The sequence below is a fragment of the Micromonospora sp. WMMA1923 genome (assembly GCF_049179195.1).
GTDB classification, from domain to species: Bacteria; Actinomycetota; Actinomycetes; order Mycobacteriales; family Micromonosporaceae; genus Micromonospora; species Micromonospora yangpuensis.
In genome coordinates, this window is the sequence record NZ_JBMHLZ010000001.1 from 2,609,629 (window position 1) to 2,624,673 (window position 15,045).

The following is a 15,045-nucleotide window of genomic DNA, read 5'->3' on the forward strand; positions in this document are numbered from 1 at the left end:
CGCCACCGCTCAGTCGAGCGGGCGTTGGAGAGTGGTATGGGGCCGCTCAGTCGAGCGGGCGTTTGAGGTGGTAACGGTGCACCTCGGTGCTGCCCTGCACGTTGTTGACGTCCTCGGCGGCCGAGACCAGCTCCCAGCCCTCCCGGCCGGCCCGGTTGAGGTGCGCGATGGCGGTGTCGCCGTACGCGGTGATGTCCAGTCGGGACCCGTCCGGGCCGTACCAGATGAACGAGACACTGAAGCTGCGGCCCTGCCCCTGGTAGCGGCGGACCAGTAGGGCGTATTCCCAGGTAACCATGGCGCACATTATGGCCGTCCAAGCTGGATCTTGACAGACCCCCGGTCATGCTCCGTCGTGTGACGCACACCCTCGGTCAACGGCAGCGGGTCGTGCCCACCGCGTCACCGTTGAAGGCCACCGCCGGGTGGGCCCGCGGGAGTGTGCCCGGATCCGGGGATCGACCAGTGGGTCGGGGCCACGGGCGGCAGCCCCGGCGGGGCGGCGCCGACCGGCCCGCCGGGCGCGTGGGTGAGCTGGGCGGCCTCGGCGCGGAGGTGGTCTGTCCGCCGGATGTCCGACACCGTGCCGTCGGGGCCGTGGATCAGTGAGTACGTTCCGGCGGGCAGGCGGCGACGCCGCTCGTACCATCTCAGCTCCTCCTCGGTGACGTACTGCCCAAGGGCGGCGGTGGACCCTCCGTGCGAGTTGACGTAGGCGGCGAGACCCATCGGGGTGAGTTCCGCACTGGCCGGGAGATTCATCCGCACCCCGACGATGGCGGCGTTGGGGCCCTCCCGTCGGAAGGCGAGGCCCTCGGGGAGAAGGCGGTGCTCGCGCTCGAACTCCCGTAGGTGCGCGTTGGTGAACCGCCCCTGCTTGACCTTCAGGTCGGGACGGTACAGGCTCCAGTCGATCTTTCGCCGGCTGGCCCACTGCCGCAGCGTATCCCGCGAGGGGGTGATCGTGGGAATGAGGCTGCTACCGTCGCCACCGGCGGCAAGGTCGGCCTGCCGGTCCCCGTGCAGGCCGGTCAGGAACTCGTCGTAGCTGGTCACGCTCCTACTACGGGACCGGAGGCGGCTGGTTCAATCCGTCGTACCGAAGGACACCGGCGTGCGCGGGACCGGGACCGGGGTCTGGGCGTGGATGTGGAAGCGCAGGGAGCGGGCGTCGGTGAAACAGTCCCGCATCGGCCGGACCAGGTCCCGGTGCTCCGGGCTGCGTTCCCACGCCTCGAAGTCGCTCAGGGCGGCCCACTCGCTGGTGATCAGCCACTGCTCCGGGTCGGTGGCCGAACGGCAGACCTGGTCGACCAGGTGGCCGGGGACGCCCGCGGCGACCAGGTGCCGCACCTGCTCGTAGGCCCGCAGGAAGTCCGCGGTGCGGGCCTCGGGCACCCGGACCAGGAAGACCACTCGGGCTCGGTGTTCGGTCATGCTTCCTCCTGTCGTGGTGCTGGTGCGCCACGCAACACCAACGCGCTGTTGAATCCGTCGAATCCCCGCGCGCCGAGCAGCGCCACCCGGGTACGCGGCCGACGCGGCTCGCGCAGGAAGTCCAGCTCGCAGCCGGCGGCGGGCTGCCGCGGCCCGGCCGAGGCGGGCAGGGTGTCGTGCCGGAAGGCGAGCAGTGCGGTCGCCACGTCCAGCGCCGAACCACCCTGGTGGGCCCGGCCGGTCAACGGCTTCGCGGTGCTCACCGGCACGGGCCGGTCGCCGAAGACGGCCCGCAGCGCGTCGGCCTCGGCCCGGTCGTACCGGGGCACCCCCACCGCGTCGGGCAGCACCACGTCCACCTCGTCCGGGGTGGACCCGGCCCGCTGCAGCGCCTGCCGTAGGGCGTGCGCGTACCAGGTCGGGTCGACCGCCCCGGGGTCACCGGCGTCGGTGTGGCGGGCGTCGTGGGTGGCCGCCCAGCCGGTGATCTCGCCGTACACCCGGGCGCCCCGGGCCAGGGCGTGCCCGAGGTCCTCCACCACGAAGACCGCTCCCCCCTCGGCCGGGACGTAGCCGCTGGCGGCGGCGTCGAACGGCAGGTACGCGTCGTTCGGCTCGGTCACCTCGCTGAGCAGCCCGGAGGCCAGCTGACAGGCGAGCGCGTACGGGCTCAGTGGACACTCGGTGGCTCCGGCGATCACCACCGGGGTGCCCCGGCGCACGGTACGCGCGGCGTGGGCCAGGCTGTCCAGCCCACCGGCGGACTCGGCGACCAGCACCCCGCACGGGCCCTTGAACTGGTGGTGGATGGAGAGTTGCCCGACACTCGCCGCGTAGAACCAGGCGATCGACTGGTACGCCCCGACGGTGCGCGCGGCACCACCCCAGAGGCGTTGCAGCTCCCGTTGGCCGAACAGGTTGCCGCCGGAGGAACTGGCCAGGGTGATCCCGTAGCCGTACGGGTCGGGGGCGCGCTCGGGCAGACCGGCGTCGGCCAGGGCCAGCCGGGTGGCCGCGAAGCCCAGGTGGGTCCAGCGGTCGGTCTGCACCAGTTGCCGGGTGTCGGCGTACCCGCCGGCGTCGAAACCGGCGACCTCACCGGCGACCCGGGTGGGGTAGCCGGCGGCGTCGAAGAGGGTGACCGGGCCGGTGCGCCGGGTGCCGTCACACACCGTACGCCAGTGCGCGGCCGCCCCGATGCCGCTCGGGGCGACCACCCCGATGCCGGTGACCACGGCCCGGGCGGTCACGCCGCGCCCACCCGCTGGAACACCATCGCGGACTGGAAGCCACCGAAGCCGCTGCCGACCGAGAGTGCCACGTCCACCGGCACCTCCCGGCCCTCGTTCGGCACGTAGTCCAGGTCGCACTCCGGGTCCCGGGTGGTCCAGTTGGCCGTCGGGGGCACCACCCCGTACTCGATGGCCAGCGCGCAGGCGGCCATCTCGATCGAGCCGATCGCGCCGAGCGAGTGCCCGACCATCGACTTGATCGAGCTGACCGGGATCCGGTACACCGCCTCGCCCAGGGCCCGTTTGAACGCGGCCGTCTCGTGCCTGTCGTTCTGCCGGGTGCCGGAGCCGTGGGCGCTGATGTAGGAGACCTGCTCCGGGGCGAGCCGGGCCTGACGCATGGCGTCGGCGATGGCCAGGCCCATCTCCAGACCGTCCGGGCGCAGACCGGTCATGTGGTAGCCGTTGCTGCGGTTGGCGTAGCCGGCGACCTCGCAGTAGACGTGCGCGCCGCGCCGCCGGGCGTGCCCGGCCTCCTCCAGCACCAGCACCGCCGCCCCCTCGGCCAGGACGAACCCGTGCCGGTCGGCGTCGAACGGCCGGGAGGCGTGGGCCGGGTCGTCGTTGTCCGGGCTGGTCGCCCTGATCGCGTCGAAGGAGGCGACGGTGACCGGGGAGATCGGCGAGTCGGCCGCCCCGGCCAGGGCGATCTCCGCCTCGCCGTCGACGATCAGCTGGTGGGCGTAGCCGATGGCGTCGATGCCGGAGGTGCAGCCGGTGGAGACCACCTGGGCGGGGCCGTGCAGGTCGTGCCGGCAGGCCACGTCGGCGGCCAGGCTGCTGGGCACCAGCGCCTGGTAGAGGTACGGCCCGCCGAGACGGTGGTCGACCAGCCAGCGCCGGCCGGAGTCGCTTACCGTGACGTACTCCTGTTCCAGGGCCATGGTGCCGCCGACCGCGCTGCCCAGCACCACCGCGGTGGCGGCCCGCTCGGCGTCGGTGAGGTCCAGCCCGCTGTCGGCCAGCGCCTCGGCGGAGCAGGCCAGGGCGAACTGGACGTACCGGTCGGCGCGTTGGCGTTCGGCGAGGGTGATCCCGGCGGCGTCCGGGTCGAAGTCGCACTCGGCGGCGATCTGGGACCGGAACGGCGACGGGTCGAAGAAGCTGATCCGCCGGGTGGCGGTGCGCCCCTCGGTGATCGTCTTCCAGAACCGGTCCCGGGTGACGCCGCCCGGTGCGACCACGCCGATCCCGGTCACCACCGCCCGGCGCCCGGTCACGACGGGCTCCGCTGGGTGGCGACCTCGGTGTCGACGTGCCCCAGTTCGGGGCGGGGTGCCAACGGTCCGAGGTGGAACACCACCTCGGCCGGGATGTCGCCGGTGTTGCGCAGCCGGTGCCGGACGTTCACCGGCACGTACAGCCCCTCGCCGGCGTGCAGCGGCGTCGGCCGGTCGTCGAGGTCCACGGTGATCCGGCCCGCGGCGACGTAGAGGAACTCCTCGCTGTAGGGGTGGTAGTGCTCGGCGATCCGCTCCCCCGGTTCGAGGCTGGCCACGCCGAGGAAACCCGAGGTGCTGCCGACGGTACGGGGACCGAGCAGCACCCGGATCGCGCCGCCGCGGCGGCGGTCGGCCGGTACGTCGGCCAGGGCGACCGTACGGGCGGTGGGCTCACTCATCGTCGACTCCCGTCGCGGCGGCCCGCTGCCGGGCCACCTGTTCGATCCGGTCCTTGATGACCGCCAACTGGACGCGGCTGTTGGTGTTGATCCGCTCGGTCATGCCGGCGTTGGACAGTGGCGCCTGCGGGCGCATCGCGAAGTCCTGCACCCAGGTCATCCGGGTGCCGTCGGGTTCGCTGTCGTAGCACCAGTGGATGCGCATGTACTCGAACGGACCGGTCTCCACCCGGTGCGCGCGTACCTCGCGCTTCTCCCAGTCGACGGTGCGTTCGCTCACCCAGCTCCACACCGTGCCGTCGGCGTCCGGGTGCATGGTCAACCGGAACCGCACGGTACGGCCGTCGCGTTCGAGGATCTGCACCGAGGCGTACTCGGTGAACAGGTCCGGCCAGTTCGCCACGTCGTTGGTCAGCTCCCAGACCAGGCTCAGCGGGGCGGCGATGACGATGCTGTTCTCGGTGTGCCCGGGCGGGTCGGCCGGCGGCGCACCGGCCTCGGCGACCAGGTCGGCGATGGCGGGAATGCTCAGCTGGGCGGCCTGCTCGGGGATCCGGGCCTGGTACCGGTCGGCGACCACGGCGGTGAGTTCCAGCAGGGCCAGCGAGTCCATGCCCAGCTCCTCCAGCGAGGCCGCCGGCGCCCGGGCGGCGGCGTCGGGGTCCAGGCCGCAGTGGGTCACCAGGATGTCGGTGATCTCGGCGGTCAGCGGGTGGCCACGGGTGACGGTCATCGGGCTCTCCTCTCAGTCGGTGGGTGCTGCCGGGACGGCAGCGGCGGGGGTGGGCACGGTTGGGCCGGGGTCGACCGGGCGGGCCGGCGACGGCGGCGCGACAGCACCGGTGGCGTCGGCGGCCAGCAGCCGGTCGACCAGGCCGGTGGTGTGCCGGCCGGCCCGGAACGCCTGATCGGTCAGGACCCGGCGGACGAACGGGATGGTGGTCCGCACCCCCGGTCCGGCGATGTCGAACTCGGCAAGCGCCCGGTCCAGCCGGTCGAGCGCCAACTGGCGGTCCGGGGCCCAGACCACCACCTTGGCCAGGAGGGAGTCGTAGTCCGGGCCGACCCGGTAGCCGACCCGACCGTGGGTGTCGACCCGGGTGAACGGCCCCCCGGGTGGCTGGAACCGGTCCAGCCGCCCGGGGGTGGGCGCGAAGTCACGCTCCGGGTCCTCCACGTTGACCCGGCACTCCACCGCCACCCCGGTCAGGCGGACGTCGGACTGACGGCACCGCAACGGCGCCCCGGTGGCGATGGACAACTGTTCGTGTACGACGTCGATGCCGGTGACCATCTCGGTGACCGGATGCTCGACCTGGATCCGGGAGTTGATCTCCAGGAAGTGGATGCCGTCGGCCGCGTCGACCAGGAACTCCACCGTGCCGGCACCGGTGAAACCGACGTCCAGCACCCCGCGCAACGCCAGCTCGGCGAGGGTCTGCAGGGTCGACTCGGCCAGGCCGGGCGCGGGAGCCTCCTCGACCAGCTTCTGGTGCCGGCGCTGCACCGAGCAGTCCCGGGTGCCCAGGTGCACGCCGTTGCCGTGGCCGTCGCAGAGCACCTGCACCTCGACGTGCCGGGCGTCGGTCAGGTACCGCTCCAGGTAGACCCGGTCGTCGCCGAAGGCGACCTGCGCCGCGGCCCGGGTGCGGGCGTACGCCCGGGGCAGTTCGGCGGCCGAGCCGACCACGGTCATGCCCCGGCCACCGCCACCGGCCGCCGCCTTGACGATCACCGGGTACCCGATGGCGTCGGCCACCTCCAGCGCGTGGGCCAGCGTCGAGATGGTCTGCACGCTGCCCTGCGGCAGGGGCAGGCCGGCCCGCTGCATCAGCGCCCGCGCGGTGGACTTGTCGGCCAACGCGGCCATCACGTGCGGCGGCGGACCGACGAAGACCAGCCCGTTGTCCGCGCAGATCTCGGCGAAGTCGGCGTCCTCGGAGAGGAAACCGTAGCCGGGGTGCACCGCCTGGGCACCGGTCTGCCGGGCCGCCTCGACGATCGCCGCCGCGTTGAGGTAGCTGCGTCGGCTCGCGGCCGGCCCGATCTGGACCGTCTCGTCGGCCAGTCGTACCGCCGCCGAGTCGGCGTCCACCGTGGAGTGCACCACCACCGTCTGGATGCCCAGTTCCCGGCAGGCCCGCAGCACCCGCAGCGCGATCTCGCCCCGGTTGGCGATCAGCACCTTGTCGAACATCGCCGCACCCGGGGCCCTCACGCCGGCGCCACGGCGACCAGCGGCTGGTCGTACTCGACGGGTTGGCCGTCGGCGGCGACCAGCTCGACCACCCGGCCGGCGGTGTCGGTGACCACCTCGTTCATCAGCTTCATCGCCTCGACGATGCCGACCACCTGGCCGGCGCGGACCAGGTCACCGACGGCGACGAAAGGGGCGGCACCCGGCTCCGGGCAGCGGTAGAAGGTCCCCACCACCGGCGCCCGGACCACCACCGCAGCCACCGCCTGCCCCGCCGCGGGTGTCACGGCGGTCGAGGGGCCGTCGGGTGGCTCCTCGGTCGGGGCCACGGCCGGCTCGGTACGGGGTGCCGGCACCGGCTGGCCCGTACCGTGCCACTCCACCTCCAGGGTGGTCTGTCCGCTGCGTACCCGCACCCGGCGGACCGGGCCGGCCAGTTCGGCGACCAGGTATCGGACCTGCCGACGCAGCTCGGCCAGGACGGCGTCGTCGGCCGGGGCGCTCACCGCGAGGTCCCCGAGGACGTGCTGCGGGCCGCACCGAACCGGCGGAACCGGGCCCGGCGACTGCGTACCAACGTCGTGGGTGCCACCTCCAGCAGCGGCAGCAGGTTCGCCAGCAGCATCCCGCGCAGCGCCTGCGCGGCGGCGGCCGGATCCTGGTGGGCCGCCGGCGTCGGTTCGGGCACCACGTCGTCGACGATGCCCAGCCGGCACAGGTCCCCGGCGGTGAGCCGCAACGCGCGGGCCGCCTGCGGGGCCGCCGACCGGTCCGGCCAGAGGATCGCCGCGCAGCCCTCCGGGCTGATCACCGAGTAGACCGCGTGCTGCAGCATCAGCACCCGGTCGGCCACCGCGAACGCCAGCGCGCCACCGCTGCCGCCCTCCCCCGTGATCACCGCGACCACCGGGACGGGCAGGCAGCTCATGGTCAGGATGTTCTCGGCGATCGCGGCTGCCTGACCGTGCTCCTCGGCGGCGACCCCGGGATCGGCGCCGGGGGTGTCGACGAGGGTGACCACCGGCAGACCCAGCCGGGCGGCGAGCCGCATCAGCCGCAACGCCTTGCGGTGCCCGGCCGGACTGGCCATGCCGAAGTTGCGGGCCACCAACTCGGCGGTGGTGTGCCCCTTCTGGTGACCGATCACCATCAGGTGCCGGTCGTCCAGCCGGGCCAGGCCGCCGACCACCGCCGGGCAGTCCCCGCCCAGCCGGTCGCCGTGCAGCTCGACGAAGCCGTCGAAGACACTGTCCAGGTAGTCCAGGGTGGTCGGCCGGCCCGGATGCCGGGCGGTGCGTACCGTCTCCCAGGCGTCACCGGACGGGGCCGACCGCGCGCCGCCGGCGGGGGCCGGCACCGGCGCGGACCCGGTCGGTGGTGCGGCGGAGACCGTCGGGGCCCCGGGTCCGCCGGTCCGGGGGCCGGTGGGTCGGACGGTCGCGGCGAGCAGCGCCGTCAGCCGGCCCCGCAGGGCCCGCCGGGGCACCACCATGTCGACCTGACCGTGGCGCAGCAGGAAGTCGGCGGTCTGGAACCCCTCGGGCAACCCCCGGCCGGTGACCTGCCGGATGACCCGGGGACCGGCGAAGCCCATCCGCGCCCCGGACTCGGCAAGCACCAGGTCGGTGTTGGTGGCGAACGACGCCGCCACCCCGCCGTACGTCGGATCGGTGAGCACGCTGACGGTCAGCACGCCGGCCTCCCGCAGCGCGGCCACCGCCTGGCTGACCGTGGCCATCTGCATCAGCGACAGCGCGCCCTCCTGCATCCGCGCCCCACCGCTGGCGGTGACCAGCACCAGCGGGATCCGCTCGGCCAGCGCCCGCTCGGCGGTCCGGGTGATCAGCTCACCCACCGCGCAGCCGAGACTGCCGCCGAGGAACCGGAAGTCCATCACCGCCAGCGCGACCCGGTGCCCGCCGACCGCGGCGGTGCCGACCAGCACCGCCTCGGCCAACCCGGTGGCGGCGCGGGCCGCGCTTACCCGGTGCGGGTACGGCAGCACGTCGACGAAGTCGATCGGGTCCACGTCGGGGGTACGCTCCGGCAACGCCACGAAGGTGGCCGGGTCGACCAGCTGCCGCAGCCGTTCCGGGGCACCGAGCCGGGCCGGCACCCCGCACTCGGGACAGACGTCGAGATTGCGCAGCAGCCGTTTGCGGTACAGCAGGCTGGCGCAGCCGGCGCAGCGGGACCAGAGCTGCCCGTCGTGGGGCGCGGTGGCGGTCACGGTTGCCGCCCGGCGTCCGGGGCGTCCCACTGGTAGAACCGGTGGGCCATCGCGTCGCGGGGCGCCCGCCAGGTCGACAGGTACGGCGAGACGTAGGGCCGCAGCCGGGCGCTGACCCGGGCGAACTCGGGGTGTTCCCGGACCGCCTCCACCGCCCCGTGGCCCGGCAGCTCGGTCTCCAGCAGGTGGACGTAGAGGTCGTGCAGGCGGTAGAGCGACCGGCGGCGGACCCCGGCCAGCCGCGGCAGTTCGGTCGCGTCGGACTCGGCGAAGATCTCGGCCACCTGCTCCTCCGCGGTCGGGACCACCTTCGCGATGATCAGCGAACGCTCCATGAACGGCACCCCCACGGCACGTCGGTGGGCGTGACCCGGGCGGGTCACGTCGGACGGATCGCGTGACCCGGCGGGCCACCTCGGACGGTCAGGCCACGATGCGCGGACCGCCGTCACCGCGGCGTCACCACCGGCCGCCGTGGAGCCACCCGATCTGGTGACGTTGCGTTGACGCAAGCTATGAACAATCCCTGCCCCAGCTGTGCACCGCTTCGACGCGGGGAGACTTCTTCGCTGTTCAGAGCGGGTACGCCGGTCGACGGCACCGGTCACAAGTCCGACCAGTACGTTGACTCAGCGTAACTGCGGTTGTTAGGGTTCGTCACGGCCAGCCCGGCGGCCACTCACCCGTCGGTGCGGTGTCGCCCCGACAGTGGGGTCGGCGACACCGCGACGGGGACACAGGAGAGTCGGGACTCCGGTTCCGCTGCAGGGGGTGCCGCGTCCGTGAGCCGTGATCCGCGCCCGTCCGTCCGCGACCAGCCGGTGTCGCTGCACCTGCTCGGCGGGTTCCGCCTGCTGCGTGCCGGCGCGCCGGTGGTGGTGCCGCGTGGCCTGCAACGGGTCATCGCCCTGATCGGGCTACGCCCGGACGCCACCCGCAGCAACCTGGCCGGCCTGCTCTGGCCGGAGGCACCCGAGGAGCGGGCCCTCTCCTCACTGCGTACCGCCCTGTGGCGGTTACGGCAGGACCCGTGCTGCCCGCTGGTGGCCACCGGTGACACCGTCCGCCTCGACCCGGTGGTCCAGCTCGACGTCGACGACCTGGTGCACACCGCCGCCCGGGTCCGCGACGGCGCCGACGCGCAGATCGCCGCCGGGGCGCTGGCCGCCGGCCGGCACGACCTGCTGCCCGGCTGGTACGACGACTGGGTGCTGCTGGAGCGGGAACGACTGCGGCAGCTCCGGCTGCACATGCTGGAGCAGGTCGCCGGGCACCACCTGGCCGCCGGCCGGCACGGTGACGCCCTGGAGGCGGCCCTGGAGGCGATGGCCGCCGAACCGCTGCGGGAGACCCCGCACCGGCTGGTGGTCCGGATCCACCTGGCCGAGGGCAACGCCTTCGAGGCGGTGCACGCCTTCTACGTCTACCGTGACCTGCTCCTGCGGGAACTGCACCTGGAGCCCTCCGCGGCGATGGCCGCGCTGCTCGACGAGACCCTCGCGCCGATCCGGCAGGCCACCCGCGCGGGCACCGGCCGGCCGCCCGGCAACCCGGCGGACCGCCGCGCACCCCGCCCCCGCTGAACACCCGCAACCACCGGTGCGGTGCGGATCGGCCGGCGGCGTCACCGTTGCGGTGGTATCCGTGACGACCGGGTGACTGGCCGCTGGGCAGAGTGACGGCACAGGTGTCCGTGGCACCGGCGATCCGGTCGGCGGCGCCAACGACAGGAAGGACTGTCATGAGTCGTCTACTGATCGTCAGCCGGATCATCCCGGGTTCGGAGGGGCGGGTGGCCCAGATCTTCAACGAGTCCGACGCGACCGACCTACCCGGCCTGACCGGGGTACGGCACCGTTCCCTGTACTGCCTGCACGACCTGTGCGTACACCTGATGGAGACCGCCGACGTGGCCCCCGACGCGCTGGCCGAGGCCCGCAACCACCCGCTGTTCCGCGAGGTCAACGAGCGGCTGTCCGCGCACACCTCGCCGTACCTGCCGACCTGGCGCTCACCGCGCGACGCGATCGCCGGGTGTTTCTACACCTGGAACGCAAGCGACGCGGTGACCACGACCGGCGCTGCCGGCTGAGCGGGGTGGACGCGGTGAGGCCGGCCAGGCCACCCCGGGTCCTGGTGATCGGCGCCGGCACCGGGGGGCTGTGCCTGGCCCACGGGCTGCGCCGGGCCGGCATCGACGTAGCGGTGTACGAGCGGTACCGCACCCGCACCGACGGCCTGCTCAGTTACCGGATCGGCATCGGCCCCACCGGCAGCTCGGCGCTGCGGGAGTGCCTGCCGCCGGAGCTGTTCGACGTCTTCCTCGCCACCTGCGCGCGGTCCCCCCGGTACTTCAACGTGATCACCGAGCGGCTCCGCGAGACCGCCTCGTTCACGCTGCGCCCGGACACCGACCCGGTGAAGACCGAACGCTCGGTGGCCCGGATGACCCTGCGGCAGGTCCTGCTCACCGGCATGGAGGACGTGGTCCACTTCGACAAGACCTGCACCCACTACGTCCAGCACGACAACGGGACCGTCACGGCGTACTTCGACGACGGCGACACCGCGGTCGGCGACCTGCTGGTAGGCGCGGACGGCACCCACTCGGTGATCCGCCGCCAGTACCTGCCTGAGGCGGTCGTCTCCGACGCCGGCACGGTCAACATCGCGGTACGGATCCCGCTCACCGACCACACCCGGAGCCTGGTGCCCGAGCGGATCCGGCAGGGCATCTCACTGATCTTCGCCACCGGCGGGATCATGGGCGTGCTGCACGTGATGGAGTTCAAGTGGGACGGTGCCGGCCGGCTCAAGCCGGACGTCGATCCGGCCGACGCCGAACTGCTCGCCCGCTGGCCGGGGCTGCGTCACGACACCACCCGCGACTACCTCAACATCGTCATCTGGAGCACCGCGCGGCGGTTCCCCGCCGACGTCATGCGGATGCGGGGCGGGGAGCTGATCGCGCTGGCCCTCGACCTCACCCAGGGCTGGCATCCGCATCTGCGTGAGCTGCTGGCCCGCGCCGACCCGGCCAGCGCCATGCCGATCAGGGTGTCCACCTCGGAGCCGGTGGCACCGTGGCCGGCCAGCTCGGTCACCCTGCTCGGCGACGCCATCCACACCATGACCCCGGGACGCGGGGTCGGCGCGAACACCGCCCTGCGCGACGCCGCGCTGCTCTGCCGGCAGCTCGCCCAGGCAGCGGCCGGCGGCAAGACGCTGCTCGACGCGGTGGCCGACTACGAGCGCCTGATGCTGCCGTACGGCTTCGCGCGGGTCGCCGACTCACTGGCCCGCAACGGCACCAACGGTGACGACCGGTTGTACCGTCCGGTGTTCGGCCGGCTGGCGCTGCTCGGCGCGCGCGGCTACTTCCGGGTCACCAGCCGGGTGCCGCCGCTGCGGCGCAAGTTCGTCGACGACTTCTACACCTACCGCGGCGAGGACGACTGAGCCTTCCCGCCCGTCCGGTCACCGTACGTCGCCGGTCGGAGACCCTGGCCGAAACAGACCCCCGCACCGGTACGTGTCGCGGTGAGCCGCGCTGTCACCCGGGTCGTCGGTATGCGAAGCTGCCCCGAGTTTTCTTCGCGACTTTCGACCAAGGTGAGGGCGGTTCTCCCGTGGCGTTGACTTTCGGGCACATACTGACGGCGATCCTGGCACTGGCTGTCGGGCTGGTCGGTGGCTGGTACCTGCGTGGACGGCAGGACACCCGTCCCGCCGAGCACTCCATCGTGGACGGTGACCCGGTCGCCGGCATCACCTCGTTCGGTGGGGTGCCGGCCACCACCCCGGCCGACACCGAACCGCCGGTCGCCGCCGTCGCCACCGAGCCCCGGGCCGCCACGGTCGACCCGGTGCCCGTGCCGGCCACCGTCGACACCGAGCAGCCGAAGGCCGTGGTCGACCGGGAGCCGACCGAGGACGAGAGCACGCCGGACACCGCGACCACCGATGCGGTCACCCCGGACACCGCCCCCGACCGGACCACCACCACCGCACCCGAACCCACCTCGACCGCGACCACCGACAAGCCGGTCGCCACCGAACCCGTCGCCGGCGAGCCCGTCACCACCGAACCCGTCGCCACCGAGCCGGTCGTCGGCGAGCCGGTCGCCACCGAGCCCGTCGCCACCGAGCCCGTCGCCACCGAGCCGGTCGCCACCGAGCCGGTCGCCACCGAGCCGGTCGTCGGCGAGCCGGGAACGACCGGGGGCGACAGCAGCGCTGCCGCGACCACCGAGGTGCCCCGGCCGCGCCGGTCGTCCGACCTGCGCACCGACGAGGCACCGGCCCCGGACGGCACCGCCGACGACGCGCCGGCACCGGAGACGTCCGTCGACGCGCCGGCACCCGCCGCGACGTCCGGCGGCGTACCGGAGACCGACCCCGCGGGCACCGACGGCCCGGCGGCCCCCGGATCGGACATCGCCGCGCAGGCGACCGGGACCTCGGATGCAGCCCCGACCCCGGTGACCGGGGCACGCGTGCCGGAGACGCCGGTCGCCGAGGCCGAGCCGGTCGAGCCCCGGCCGGCACCGCCCACCACCGGCGAGACCGGAGTCGACGCCACCCCGGTGGTGCCCACGACCGCCGAGCAGGAGGCGGAGCCGGTCGACGACTTCCGCCGGATCCAGGGCATCGGGCCGAAACTGGCCACCGCCCTGCAGGCTGCCGGCATCCGCACCTACCGGCAGCTTGCCTCGTTGGACGAGGCGGCGCTGCGGGAGACCGTCCGGGCCGCCGGGCTACGCGGTGCTCCGGGCCTGGCCACCTGGCCGCAACAGGCCAAGGTCCTGGCCGGCGCCCGAACCGAGGCGGAGCAGATCCTTCCCTGAGCCGAGGCGCTGTCGGCAATTGTCCCCGGCGGGGCGCGGCACCGTTAGCCGCCCGCCACGACTGGGTACAACCCGGCTCATCTCAATCAGCGCAAGCAAATCGGGAGGCAGCCATGCGTCGTGGCCCGTCGTTCTTGGGGATCATCCTCGTCATCTGGCTCATCATCGGAGCCATCGCCGCCGGCCAGCGGGGCTACTACAGCGGCAACGACGAGACCAACTGTGCCGAGTTGGGCACCATCCTGGTGACCATCGTGGCGGGGCCACTGAACTACGTCGGTGCCAACCCCAAGGTCGACTGTGAGCTGCCGCAGCCGTCGCAGTAGGCGGCGGCCCGGCACGCGCGGCCAGCAACTGACCCACGGTAGCCGGCTGCGCGGGGCCGGAGGTTCGTGAGCACGAAGCCGGTGCGGGCCGGCCGACTCCCCCCGGGTCGACCGGCCCCACCAGCCCCCTGGACCGACCACCTGTCCCCCGGTGGTCGGTCCTTTCCCCCTGCCCCCGACCTTCCCCCCGTCGGGGACGTCGTCGATGTCCCCGCGCCCCGTGGTGCCAGGGCGCGGGGACCCCCCGTCCCGACTACTGCAACAGCGCCCCGAGGGGCGAGAGCAGCAGCCGACCGAACGACGCGGCGGTCTGGTCCAGCCGGGCCCGCTCACCGTCACGGGCGTGCGGATCGTGCCGGCACCGCCAGATCTTCTGCGCGTTGCGCCAGGCGACGTCGCGGGTGTACTCCACCAACTCGCCCTGGTACCAGTCGTCGAAGTCACCGTTGAGCATGTCGATGATCAGCTGCCAGCGGTCCAGGTAGCCCCGGCGCAACATCGGGATCCGGTCGGCGAAGATCGCGTTGATCTCCAGATAGTCCCGGTGCTGGTCACTGCCGTCGACCGGCTCGGACTCCAGGTGGTCGAAGGTGGTGACCAGGGCGAAGGGCAGGTCGAAGTTGATGTGCGCGTTGACCCCGGCGGCAGCCGAGGGCAACGGTCGGGCGTCCGGGCCCCGCATCCGCTCGAACAGGCACGCCCAGGCCTGGGGCGTGGTCGAGCTGGACTCGGTCCAGAGCCGCAACGCGTCGAAGTAGCGGGCCGCGAACTCGACGTCCAGGCGGGACAGGAACACCGGGTCGGCGAAGCGCCCGTCGTACAGGCCGTCCAGCACGCTTTCGGTGATCACCAGATACAGCCGGTTGAAGTCGGCCAACGGACAGCTCGCCTCCAGCGGAGGCAGCCGGACGAGGAGGTCCTGCAACTTCGTGAGGTGATCGACCACCGCCGGCACGTCCGCCGGATGATCGGCAAGCAGGTCGACGATGTCCCGGTGAACGGGTCCCCACACCGGTTCGGCCATTTTTTCCTCCACTGTGTCCGGGGCACCCCCGTGCCGGCGGCGACGCTGGACAGCCTCGCAGGCGGCACCCA

16 protein-coding genes and 1 pseudogene are annotated in these 15,045 nt (G+C 73.3%); 5 read left to right on the plus strand and 12 right to left on the minus strand.

Going from position 1 to position 15,045, the window contains the following annotated elements; genetic code table 11:
* Nucleotides 1-46: 46 nt before the first annotated feature.
* The 11 genes and pseudogenes from ACN28G_RS11705 to ACN28G_RS11755 all read right to left on the minus strand — a co-directional run bounded on the left by ACN28G_RS11705 (nt 47) and on the right by ACN28G_RS11755 (nt 9,112).
* Nucleotides 47-307 carry a hypothetical protein gene (locus ACN28G_RS11705; RefSeq protein ID WP_091438684.1) on the minus strand — a complete coding sequence of 87 codons (261 nt, stop codon included), beginning with the start codon at nt 305-307 and terminating at the stop codon, nt 47-49.
* A 95-nt stretch (nt 308-402) separates the two neighbouring features.
* Nucleotides 403-1,056, minus strand: coding sequence for a hypothetical protein (locus tag ACN28G_RS11710; protein WP_421479101.1), 654 nt, complete (start codon nt 1,054-1,056; stop codon nt 403-405).
* 30 nt (nt 1,057-1,086) lie between these two features.
* The gene (locus ACN28G_RS11715; protein WP_091438691.1) at nt 1,087-1,437 is read right to left on the minus strand and encodes an antibiotic biosynthesis monooxygenase family protein; all 351 of its coding nucleotides are present in this window, start codon (nt 1,435-1,437) and stop codon (nt 1,087-1,089) included.
* Nucleotides 1,434-2,687: a beta-ketoacyl synthase N-terminal-like domain-containing protein gene (locus ACN28G_RS11720; RefSeq protein WP_091438695.1), complete on the minus strand. Its 1,254-nt coding sequence runs from the start codon at nt 2,685-2,687 to the stop codon at nt 1,434-1,436. The genes ACN28G_RS11715 and ACN28G_RS11720 overlap by 4 nt, the downstream gene beginning before the upstream one ends.
* Complete coding sequence (locus tag ACN28G_RS11725; protein WP_091438698.1) at nt 2,684-3,949, minus strand: beta-ketoacyl-[acyl-carrier-protein] synthase family protein; 1,266 nt, start codon at nt 3,947-3,949, stop codon at nt 2,684-2,686. The genes ACN28G_RS11720 and ACN28G_RS11725 overlap by 4 nt, the downstream gene beginning before the upstream one ends.
* The gene (locus tag ACN28G_RS11730; RefSeq protein ID WP_091438701.1) at nt 3,946-4,350 is read right to left on the minus strand and encodes a cupin domain-containing protein; all 405 of its coding nucleotides are present in this window, start codon (nt 4,348-4,350) and stop codon (nt 3,946-3,948) included. Before ACN28G_RS11730 ends, ACN28G_RS11725 begins: the two co-directional genes overlap by 4 nt.
* Entirely contained in the window at nt 4,343-5,083 is a 741-nt protein-coding gene (locus tag ACN28G_RS11735; RefSeq protein WP_091438704.1) for an SRPBCC family protein, read from the minus strand. The genes ACN28G_RS11730 and ACN28G_RS11735 overlap by 8 nt, the downstream gene beginning before the upstream one ends.
* Nucleotides 5,084-5,095: 12 nt before the next feature.
* A complete protein-coding gene (locus ACN28G_RS11740; RefSeq protein ID WP_421479102.1) occupies nt 5,096-6,547 on the minus strand; it encodes an acetyl-CoA carboxylase biotin carboxylase subunit in 1,452 nt (483 codons plus the stop codon).
* Nucleotides 6,548-6,564: 17 nt separating this feature from the next.
* Nucleotides 6,565-7,155, minus strand: a pseudogene (locus ACN28G_RS11745) (acetyl-CoA carboxylase biotin carboxyl carrier protein); the annotation flags it as partial.
* A complete protein-coding gene (locus ACN28G_RS11750; RefSeq protein WP_091438716.1) occupies nt 7,050-8,777 on the minus strand; it encodes an acetyl-CoA carboxylase carboxyltransferase subunit alpha in 1,728 nt (575 codons plus the stop codon). The gene ACN28G_RS11750 and the pseudogene ACN28G_RS11745, both read right to left, overlap by 106 nt.
* Nucleotides 8,774-9,112: a TcmI family type II polyketide cyclase gene (locus ACN28G_RS11755; protein ID WP_421479103.1), complete on the minus strand. Its 339-nt coding sequence runs from the start codon at nt 9,110-9,112 to the stop codon at nt 8,774-8,776. The genes ACN28G_RS11750 and ACN28G_RS11755 overlap by 4 nt, the downstream gene beginning before the upstream one ends.
* Before the next feature lie 447 nt (nt 9,113-9,559).
* Here ACN28G_RS11755 and ACN28G_RS11760 point away from each other — a divergent pair, with 447 nt between their 5' ends.
* From ACN28G_RS11760 to ACN28G_RS11780, 5 genes are all read left to right on the plus strand, one after another.
* Nucleotides 9,560-10,360 (plus strand): AfsR/SARP family transcriptional regulator, encoded by an 801-nt coding sequence (locus ACN28G_RS11760; protein ID WP_091438718.1) that lies wholly within the window; start codon nt 9,560-9,562, stop codon nt 10,358-10,360.
* A 158-nt stretch (nt 10,361-10,518) separates the two neighbouring features.
* Nucleotides 10,519-10,869 (plus strand): TcmI family type II polyketide cyclase, encoded by a 351-nt coding sequence (locus tag ACN28G_RS11765; RefSeq protein WP_091438722.1) that lies wholly within the window; start codon nt 10,519-10,521, stop codon nt 10,867-10,869.
* Between the two features lie 14 nt (nt 10,870-10,883).
* Nucleotides 10,884-12,236, plus strand: a complete 1,353-nt coding sequence (locus ACN28G_RS11770; RefSeq protein ID WP_421480892.1) for an FAD-dependent oxidoreductase — start codon at nt 10,884-10,886, stop codon at nt 12,234-12,236.
* Between the two features lie 170 nt (nt 12,237-12,406).
* On the plus strand, nt 12,407-13,624 hold the full coding sequence (locus ACN28G_RS11775; protein WP_421479104.1) for a helix-hairpin-helix domain-containing protein: 1,218 nt from the start codon (nt 12,407-12,409) through the stop codon (nt 13,622-13,624).
* 113 nt (nt 13,625-13,737) lie between these two features.
* On the plus strand, nt 13,738-13,950 hold the full coding sequence (locus ACN28G_RS11780; RefSeq protein WP_091438725.1) for a hypothetical protein: 213 nt from the start codon (nt 13,738-13,740) through the stop codon (nt 13,948-13,950).
* A 253-nt stretch (nt 13,951-14,203) separates the two neighbouring features.
* Here the strand turns inward: ACN28G_RS11780 and ACN28G_RS11785 are convergent, their stop codons facing one another.
* On the minus strand, nt 14,204-14,974 hold the full coding sequence (locus ACN28G_RS11785; RefSeq protein ID WP_091438728.1) for a DUF5995 family protein: 771 nt from the start codon (nt 14,972-14,974) through the stop codon (nt 14,204-14,206).
* Between the last annotated feature and the right edge of the window lie 71 nt (nt 14,975-15,045).